General features: G+C 68.9%; 10 protein-coding genes. 4 read left to right on the plus strand and 6 right to left on the minus strand.

All coding sequences use genetic code 11. From position 1 onward, the window contains the following. Positions 1-12 precede the first annotated feature (12 nt). The 3 genes from PV679_RS27625 to PV679_RS27635 are packed head-to-tail and all read right to left on the minus strand — an operon-like array spanning position 13 to position 2,869. Positions 13-846, minus strand: coding sequence for a carbohydrate ABC transporter permease (locus PV679_RS27625; protein ID WP_319683121.1), 834 nt, complete (start codon positions 844-846; stop codon positions 13-15). Beyond that, complete coding sequence (locus PV679_RS27630; RefSeq protein ID WP_319683122.1) at positions 843-1,739, minus strand: sugar ABC transporter permease; 897 nt, start codon at positions 1,737-1,739, stop codon at positions 843-845. The genes PV679_RS27625 and PV679_RS27630 overlap by 4 nt, the downstream gene beginning before the upstream one ends. Next, positions 1,736-2,869, minus strand: coding sequence for an extracellular solute-binding protein (locus PV679_RS27635; protein ID WP_416069814.1), 1,134 nt, complete (start codon positions 2,867-2,869; stop codon positions 1,736-1,738). Before PV679_RS27635 ends, PV679_RS27630 begins: the two co-directional genes overlap by 4 nt. Between PV679_RS27635 and PV679_RS27640 the strand changes: the two genes are divergently transcribed. Further along, complete coding sequence (locus PV679_RS27640; RefSeq protein ID WP_319683142.1) at positions 2,868-3,083, plus strand: hypothetical protein; 216 nt, start codon at positions 2,868-2,870, stop codon at positions 3,081-3,083. The two genes, PV679_RS27635 and PV679_RS27640, sit on opposite strands and share 2 nt — an antisense overlap. Before the next feature lie 92 nt (positions 3,084-3,175). After that, the gene (locus tag PV679_RS27645) at positions 3,176-4,003 is read left to right on the plus strand and encodes a GntR family transcriptional regulator (protein ID WP_319683139.1); all 828 of its coding nucleotides are present in this window, start codon (positions 3,176-3,178) and stop codon (positions 4,001-4,003) included. Positions 4,004-4,091: 88 nt separating this feature from the next. On the opposite strand, the gene PV679_RS27650 is transcribed toward PV679_RS27645, so the two are convergent. Both PV679_RS27650 and PV679_RS27655 read right to left on the minus strand, forming a co-directional pair. Then, positions 4,092-4,568: an SAM-dependent methyltransferase gene (locus tag PV679_RS27650; RefSeq protein ID WP_319683123.1), complete on the minus strand. Its 477-nt coding sequence runs from the start codon at positions 4,566-4,568 to the stop codon at positions 4,092-4,094. Positions 4,569-4,807: 239 nt separating this feature from the next. Next, positions 4,808-5,353 carry a flavoprotein gene (locus tag PV679_RS27655; RefSeq protein WP_319683124.1) on the minus strand — a complete coding sequence of 182 codons (546 nt, stop codon included), beginning with the start codon at positions 5,351-5,353 and terminating at the stop codon, positions 4,808-4,810. 195 nt (positions 5,354-5,548) lie between these two features. Between PV679_RS27655 and PV679_RS27660 the strand changes: the two genes are divergently transcribed. Beyond that, on the plus strand, positions 5,549-5,764 hold the full coding sequence (locus PV679_RS27660; RefSeq protein WP_319683125.1) for a dodecin: 216 nt from the start codon (positions 5,549-5,551) through the stop codon (positions 5,762-5,764). Between the two features lie 49 nt (positions 5,765-5,813). Here PV679_RS27660 and PV679_RS27665 read toward each other — a convergent pair whose 3' ends face one another. After that, positions 5,814-6,329, minus strand: a complete 516-nt coding sequence (locus PV679_RS27665) for an HAD family acid phosphatase (protein WP_319683126.1) — start codon at positions 6,327-6,329, stop codon at positions 5,814-5,816. An 81-nt stretch (positions 6,330-6,410) separates the two neighbouring features. Between PV679_RS27665 and PV679_RS27670 the strand changes: the two genes are divergently transcribed. Beyond that, positions 6,411-7,439: an LLM class flavin-dependent oxidoreductase gene (locus PV679_RS27670; RefSeq protein WP_319683140.1), complete on the plus strand. Its 1,029-nt coding sequence runs from the start codon at positions 6,411-6,413 to the stop codon at positions 7,437-7,439. The last annotated feature ends 79 nt before the right edge of the window (positions 7,440-7,518 follow it).

The following is a 7,518-nucleotide window of genomic DNA, read 5'->3' on the forward strand; positions in this document are numbered from 1 at the left end:
CTCTGTGGTCCCCTATCCCTTCACGGCGCCACTGGTCGTCCCGGAGGCCACACGTCCCTGGAGCATCAGGAAGAGCAGCAGCACGGGCAGGGCGAAGAGGGTGGAGGCGGCCATGGTGGCGCCCCAGTCGGTGCCGAAGACATTGGAGAAGGAGGACAGCCAGACCGGCAGGGTCCGGTCGTCCTGGTTCTTGATGATCAGCATGTTGGCGAAGGCGAACTCGTTCCACGCCGTGATGAATCCGAAGAGTGACGTGGCGAGCAGGCCGGGAGCCAGCAGCGGCAGCGTGATCCGGCGGAAGGCGACCGCGCGGGTGCAGCCGTCGACCTGGGCCGCCTCCTCCAGTTCCACCGGGATGGCGGTGAGGAAGCCGCGCAGGGTCACGATGGTGAAAGGCAGAGTGATCATGAAGTAGACGAGTGTGAGCATGGACAGTTTGTCGAGCATGCCGGTGTCCCGCGCGATGACGTACATCGGGATCAACAGCGCCTCCCAGGGCGCCACTTGAGCGATGAAGACCATCAGGATGAAGCCTCTGCGGCCCTTCCAGCGCAGCCGGGCGACGGCGAACGCCGCGCCGAGCGCGACGACCAGGGCGAGCAGCACACAGCCGCAGGTGACGAGGAGGCTGTTGCGCCAGAAGATCCAGAAGCCGTCGGCCCGGACGGCCTCGGTGAAGTGGTCGAGGGTGAGCGCGGTGGGCAGGAAGACCGGAGTCTCGGACTGGATGTCGCCGGTCGGCTTGAAGGCCGTCAGCACCATCCAGTACACGGGGAAGACGGAGAGGACGAAGACCAGCAGCGCGGCGGCGTGCAGCGGAAGGCGTCGAAGCTGTCGGCGGTTCATACCTCGCCCTCCTGCCGGAACATCTGACGGAAGTAGACGACCAGCACGGCGACGAGCAGGAGCACGGTGATGGTGGAGGCCGCGGCACCCAGGTCGTAGCGGTGCAGGGACTGAGCGATCCGGTACGCGTAGACGGGCAGCGTGGTGGTGGCGTCGCCGGGCCCGCCCTTGCTGATGGCCCAGATCTGGGCGAAGCACCGGAAGACCCAGATGACTTCGAGGCAGAGCACCAGTCCGAAGAGCGGCCGCAGCACGGGCAGGGTGACGGAGCGGAAGATCCGTGCCACGCCCGCGCCGTCGAGGCGCGCCGACTCGTACAGTTCGGCGGGAACGGTGAGCAGCGCGGCGTGCAGGGTGATGGCTGCGAACGGCACGGACTGCCAGACGACGAGCAGGACCAGCACGGTGAAGGTGGCGGCGCCGTCCGCGAACCAGGAGTAGTTCTCGTACGACTCGAATCCGAGCCGCACGAGCAGCCAGTTGACCACTCCGAGCCGGGACGAGAACAGCCACTGGAAGACGGTGGTGGTGGCGATGACCGGGCAGGCCCAGGCGAGCACCAGTCCGCTCATCACCAGCAGCCGCATCCGCCGGCCGAGATGCTGGAGCATCAGCGCGACGAGAGTGGCCAGCACCATGATCAGGACGACATTGACCGCCGTCCACCAGAAGGTCCGCCGTACGACCTCCCAGAACTCGCCGTCGGCCAGGATCTCCCGGTAGTTGGCGAGCCCCGCGAACGGTGCGCCACCCCGGATGAGCTCACCCATCCCGTACCGCTGGAACGAGATGACCAGATTGCGGACGAGCGGATAGCCGAGCAGATACGCGGTGCCGAGCACGGTGGGCGCTATCAGGAGATACGGCCAGACGGCGCGGGGAACCGCTCTCATGAGCCGAGCGTCCTGGTGATGCTGTCGGACGCGTCCTTCGCCGCCTTCGCGGGATCGCCGCCGGTCAGCACCTCGGTCAAGTACTGCTTGATGGGGTTGGTGGCCTCGACGGCGGCCCACTGCGGCGAATTGGGAGTGGCGCGGCCCCGCGCGGCGCCGGCGGCCATCGCGGCGGTGCCCTCACTGCCCTCGACGGCCTTGGCGAGCGTGGTCCTGTTGGGGACATAGCTCATGGTCTTCGCCATGTCCGTCTGCCACTTGTCACCGGTGAGCGCCTTGATCACCTGGTAGGCGGCGTCCTGGTGCGCGGACGCCTCCGGGACGATGAGGTCGGAGCCGCCGGTGAAGACCGCGCCGGGTTTCCCGGCCGTCTTGCCCGGCACGGGAAAGAAGCCGATCTTCCCGGCCAGCCCCGGGTTGACCTCCTCGACGAGCTTCGCGCCGCCGGGTGTCGAGATGATCTGCGCGACATCGCCCTTGGCGAAGACCTCCGCCTGCGGAGGCTTCGCCTCGTCGGAGTCCTTGGGGCCGTTGCCCAGCGCCTGGAGACGCCGGTAGTAGTCCATCCCGGCGAGCGCCTCGGGAGTGTCCAGTGTGCCCTTCCAGCTACCACCGGACCGGACCGCCAGCTCGCCGCCCTCCTCCCAGACGAAGCCGGCGAAGGTGTACCAGTTCTGCCCGGGCAGGTAAATGCCTTGTGTGCCGCCCTTGTTGAGCTTGGCGGTGTCGGCGAGCCAGGCTTCCTGGGTGGCGGGCGGTCCGGTGATCCCGGCCTTCGCGAAGAGGTCCTTGTTGTAGAGGACGACACGGTTGGCCGCGTACCAGGGAATGCCGTACTGCTTGCCGTCCACCTCGCCCGGTTCGGCGAGACCGGGCAGCCAGTCCGCGCCGGCCAGGTCCTCCTCGCGGTCGCTGAGGTCCTTGACCCCGCCACTGGCGGCGTACTGGGCGACCTGGGTGTTGCCGACCTCGATGACATCCGGGGCGTCCGTGCTGGCGAGGGCCGCGGTGATCTTCTCACCTATGCCGTCCCACTCCTGGATCTGGATGTCCAGGCCGATGTCCTTGTGCTGCCGCTCGAAGTCCTGGGTGAAACGCGCGAGGAAGTCCTCGGTGACACTGTCCTTCATGATCCAGACAGTGAGCTTCTCCGGTCCGCCGGCGGTGTCGGAGGCGGAGCTGCAGGCGCTGAGGGCCGCGGTCGCCGCAAGGACTGCGGAACCGGCGATGAAGCGGATCTTCACGGACCACCTCGATAAGAGATTGACCAATTGGTCAAGTGGTAAGACGCGTGACCAGAAGGTGGCATGGACCACTGATACCGTCAAGTCCCCGGGAAAATAGGGCCCTTACACACCCGAGGCGCTCCAACGTTGGTTACGATGCTGTTTACCAGTTGACCAGTTGGACCGATGTGGATGAAAGAGGTCATGCTCATGGGGAGCGGCTCGTCGGGTGCCGTACTCAAGCGGGAGCGGGTACGGGAGTATCTGCTGGGCCTGATCGAGGCCGGCAGCGCGGGTGACGCGATCCCGTCCGAGCGCACTCTCTGCGCCGAACTCGGCGTGTCACGCCCCACTCTGCGCGGCGCCGTCGACGAACTCGTCGCCACCGGACAGCTCGTCAGGCAGCACGGACGCGGCATGTTTGTCGCTCCCGCCAAGATCACTCAGGAACTCACCCCGGACGACACGGCGTTTGTCGTCCCTCGCGCCTCCGGCACCTGGTCCAGCAGGATCCTGGAGCGCACGACGTTCAAGGCCGGCGCCAGAATCGGCCGCAAGCTGCGTGTCTCTCCCGCCGCCGAGCTGATCTACATCGCCCGGCTGCGGCTGGTCGACGGCTCCCCGATCGCCATCGAGCATCTCCATATCCCCGCCGAACTGGCACCCGCGCTCACGCCTCAGGAGCTGGAGTCGGGCGAGCTGTACGACCATCTGCGGGAGCACCATCAGCTCTATGTCCACGAGGCCACGCAGTCGATCGAGCCCACGGTCGTCAACGAGGCGGAGGCGGCGGTCCTGGACGTCCCGGCCTTCTCCCCCGCCCTGCTCATCGAACGCCTGACCCTGGACACCTCGGGCCGCCCGGTCGAGTATGTCCACTCCCTCTACCGGGGCGACCGCTACAGAATCGTCTCCCGGCTCTCCCTGGGCGCGCCGACGCCGCGCCCACGCCCGGAGGGCCACCACCCGGGCATCCCGCCGGGCGACTTCGCGCACGACGGCATCATCGGGTCCTCGACGACGGGAGACGCGTACTGAGCATCCGGTGGAGGCGGCGTGGAGCAGCGATCCGCCGGACGCGTGCCGACTGGGCTCCGAGCCGGACACCCGGGGTGTCGGTGTGTCCTCAGCTCCGCGCGTCGTCCCAGTAGTCCGTGAGCATCTCGCCCGGCCAACCGGGCTCGCGCACTTCGCCACGCGGGCCCATCTCCGTGAAGTACGGGGCGAGGTCGAAGACCGGGCTTCCGTCGATGGCGTCCAGGTCCATGACATGCAGATCCAGGCCGTCGACCTTCAGCAGCCGAGGGAAGGACTGGGCGAGCTGATTGGGCCGGCGGTGGTTGCGGTGGACGAAGGTGCCGGTGGTCGGCCAGTGAGGGTTGTCGCGGGGGCTGCGGGCGTGCAGGGCGACATCGTCGGGAGACGCCTTGTGGAAGTGCCAGACGACCAGCAGATGGGAGAACTCCTCCAGGCCCCGCACGACCTCGATCGGGAAGTCCGGGTTCAGGCGGATGACGGCGGTGCCGCTCCAGTGGTCATCGGTGGGCTCGGCGCGTCCGCCGATCACGGTGGCGATGGGCTTGATCTCCAGCGACTTCGTCATGCGGTGCGCGCTCCCTTTGACCCTTCGTGGCGACGAGTTCAATCTACTCGGGCGAGGTACGCGGCAGCTCGCGCGTCCAGAGCGGCCACGGCCGGGATCCGGCGATGCCGGTACGGAGAGACCAATCGACGCATGTCGACGACCGCCTGTCGTGCCCTGCCCGACTCGACCGCGAATGATTCCCCGGCCGGGCACGCCGTCACGTCAGACTCCGCCGCCCCGCACCCGCCCATACACGCTCAACCCGCGCGCGGCACCCTCGGCGTGAGCAGTTCCAGCGCCTCCTGCCAGCGGAAACGGTCGGCGCCGCCGCCGGCATTGGGCTCGTGCGGCTCGGTGCCGCCGAACAGGACGCCCATCTCGCGGAGTTGGCCGAGGCTGCGTCGATACGCCGGGTGCGCGGCCTGGGCGGCGTTCAGATACGGCAGTACGGCGGTCGGGACACCCATGCCGTACGCCTCGCAGAGGATGCCCAGGGCAAGCGTGTCGGAGATACCGGCCGCCCATTTGTTGATCGTGTTGAACGTGGCAGGGGCCACCGCGATGGCGTCGGGCGGCGGGAGCGGGCGCGGGTCGCCGGGGCTGCGCCAGGCGGAGCGGATGGGGAATCCGGTCTGTCCTTCGAGCGCGGCCCGGTCGATGAAGCCGAGTCCCAGTGGCGTGGCGACCACGCCCACGTCCCAGTCCTGGTCCTGCGCCGCGGCGACGAGCTTTCCCGCGTCGGGCGCCACTCCCGCCGCGCACACGACGACGTACAGAAAGGGCTTCTTCGGCTTGTCGGTCACTCGGGGCTCCCGGTCGGCGGCTGAAGTGGTCCCGGCTGAAGTGGTCCGGCCCAGGCAGCGTACGTCGGCGGTCCTGGACCATGTCAGGGGCCGACTCGCGTACCGGCCCGGCTCCGGACGTCTCGCGGAGCGCCGCGTGGTGGGGCACGGTGGAGTGACACGGCGACACACGTGACACGTGAGGAGAGCGACTCCATGTCCAACCACATCTACCGGGTCACCGAGATCGTCGGAACCTCCCACGAGGGCATCGACGATGCCATCCGCAAGGGCATCGACCGCGCGTCCCTGACGCTGCGCGGCCTGGACTGGTTCGAGGTGACGCAGGTCCGCGGCCATATCGTCGACGGCGACATCGAGCACTACCAGGTCGGGCTGAAGGTCGGTTTCCGCCTCGAAGACGGCGCCTGATCCCGCGCCCAGGGTCCGGCACTCAGGTCCGGCACTCAGGGTCCGGCCGTCAGGTCCGGCCCTCGCGTTCCTGTGCGTCCTTGAGCGCCTGGGACGTGCTGGCCCAGCGCGCGCGGACGACCCGGAAACCCGCCCGTTCGGCCGCGTCGCAGACCAGTTCGTCGTCGTCCACGAGCATCCGTATCCGCCGGGCCTCGGCGAGGCGGCGCAGGGCCTCCAGCTTGGTCGTACGCGCGGGGCGCCGGTCGTTGTCCCGGCGCATCCAGAGCGGGCCCTCGGGCAGTCCGTGCGCGGCCAGCCAGGCAAGGGTGTCCCGGCGGCAGCGCTCGGGACGGCCGGTGAGATACATGACCTCGTCCTCCTCCGCGGCCTTCCGCACCAGCCGTACGCCCTCGGCCAGTGGCGTGTCCCGGCCGGCCGCGCCGAAGAAGCCGTTCCAGTCGCGCGGCTTCCGCTCCAGGAAGTGCTGGCGATGGCCGGTCTCGGCGAGGGTGCCGTCCAGATCGAACACGGCCAGCGCTTTGCCGCTCTCTGTCATCTCTGTCATCTCTGTCATCTCTGTCATCTCCGTCTGATCGGACGCCGGAGTCCGGTGACCGCGGTACGGGAATCCTGAGGCGGCCAGGCGGTTGAAACGGTTGTGAGTATCGCAGCGACGACCCTGTTCTCCGTGCTGGACCGGTCCCGTACCCGGGAGGGCCAGGACGGTCCGCGCGCACTGCGCGACACCGTGAGCTTCGCCCAGCGCGTCGAAGCGCTGGGCTATCACCGCTTCTGGGTCTCCGAGCATCACAGTGTGCCGGGTGTGGCGGGCTCCGCGCCGACCGTCCTCGCGGCCGCTGTCGCCGCCGCGACCTCGACGATCCGTGTCGGCACCGGCGGAGTCATGCTGCCCAACCACCAACCGCTCGTCGTGGCGGAGCAGTTCGGTGTGCTGGAGTCCCTCTTCCCGGGCCGGATCGACATGGGACTCGGCCGTTCCGTGGGATTCACCGACGGGATACGGAAGGCACTCGGCCGGGACAGACAGGACGCCGATGACTTCCCCGGCCGGCTCGCGGAGCTTCTCGGCTACTTCACCGGCACTCAGACCGCGCATCCGCAGGTCCATGCCCGTCCGGCCGAAGGGCTGCGCGTGCCCGCCTTCGTCCTGGCCACCGGGAAGGGCGCGCGGGTCGCGGCCGAGGCCGGACTGCCACTGGTCATCGCGGCCGTCCGGGGCGAGGACGCGATGCTGCGGGCGATCGAGGAGTACCGCCGGGACTTCCGCCCGTCCGGATGGAGCGAGCGTCCGTATGTGGTGCTGTCCGGCACGGTCGCGGTCGCCGCCAGCACCGAGGAGGCCCAGCGGCTGCTGCTCTCGGAGGCCTGGTCGACGGCGTACTCGCGCACGCACGGCGCGTTCCCGCCACTCATGCCGGCCGAGGCGATTCTCGCCACCGCCATGAGCGAGCGGGAGCGCACGCTGTTCGACGAGGCACGGCACGGACATCTTTACGGTACGGCGGACGAGGTGGCGGCCGGTCTGGAGAAGCTGCTGGCGCGCAGCGAGGCGGACGAGTACCTGGTCACGACGAGTACGTACGACCGCGGCGCGCTGCTGGACTCGTACCGGCGGCTGGCGGCTCTGCTCGGGCTCGGCGCGGTGTCGGCCCAGGGCGTGTTTCGAAAGTAGCGCCGTCCGCCCCCTGGGGCGGGGCTCGCGGCGTCTGGTGCGTGCGATCGCAAGGCGGAGGATCGTTCGCGTACTGGAT

The sequence above is a fragment of the Streptomyces sp. AK02-01A genome (assembly GCF_033795305.1).
Lineage (GTDB): Bacteria > Actinomycetota > Actinomycetes > Streptomycetales > Streptomycetaceae > Streptomyces.

What these genes read in the sequence shown, in the direction of transcription:
- PV679_RS27625 (WP_319683121.1), bottom strand. Translation starts at nt 846, where the DNA reads ATGAACCGCCGACAGCTTCGACGCCTTCCGCTGCACGCCGCCGCGCTG.
- PV679_RS27630 (WP_319683122.1), bottom strand. Translation starts at nt 1,739, where the DNA reads ATGAGAGCGGTTCCCCGCGCCGTCTGGCCGTATCTCCTGATAGCGCCC.
- PV679_RS27640 (WP_319683142.1), top strand. Translation starts at nt 2,868, where the DNA reads ATGATCCAGACAGTGAGCTTCTCCGGTCCGCCGGCGGTGTCGGAGGCG.
- PV679_RS27635 (WP_416069814.1), bottom strand. Translation starts at nt 2,869, where the DNA reads ATGAAGGACAGTGTCACCGAGGACTTCCTCGCGCGTTTCACCCAGGAC.
- PV679_RS27645 (WP_319683139.1), top strand. Translation starts at nt 3,176, where the DNA reads ATGGGGAGCGGCTCGTCGGGTGCCGTACTCAAGCGGGAGCGGGTACGG.
- PV679_RS27650 (WP_319683123.1), bottom strand. Translation starts at nt 4,568, where the DNA reads ATGACGAAGTCGCTGGAGATCAAGCCCATCGCCACCGTGATCGGCGGA.
- PV679_RS27660 (WP_319683125.1), top strand. Translation starts at nt 5,549, where the DNA reads ATGTCCAACCACATCTACCGGGTCACCGAGATCGTCGGAACCTCCCAC.
- PV679_RS27665 (WP_319683126.1), bottom strand. Translation starts at nt 6,329, where the DNA reads ATGACAGAGATGACAGAGATGACAGAGATGACAGAGAGCGGCAAAGCG.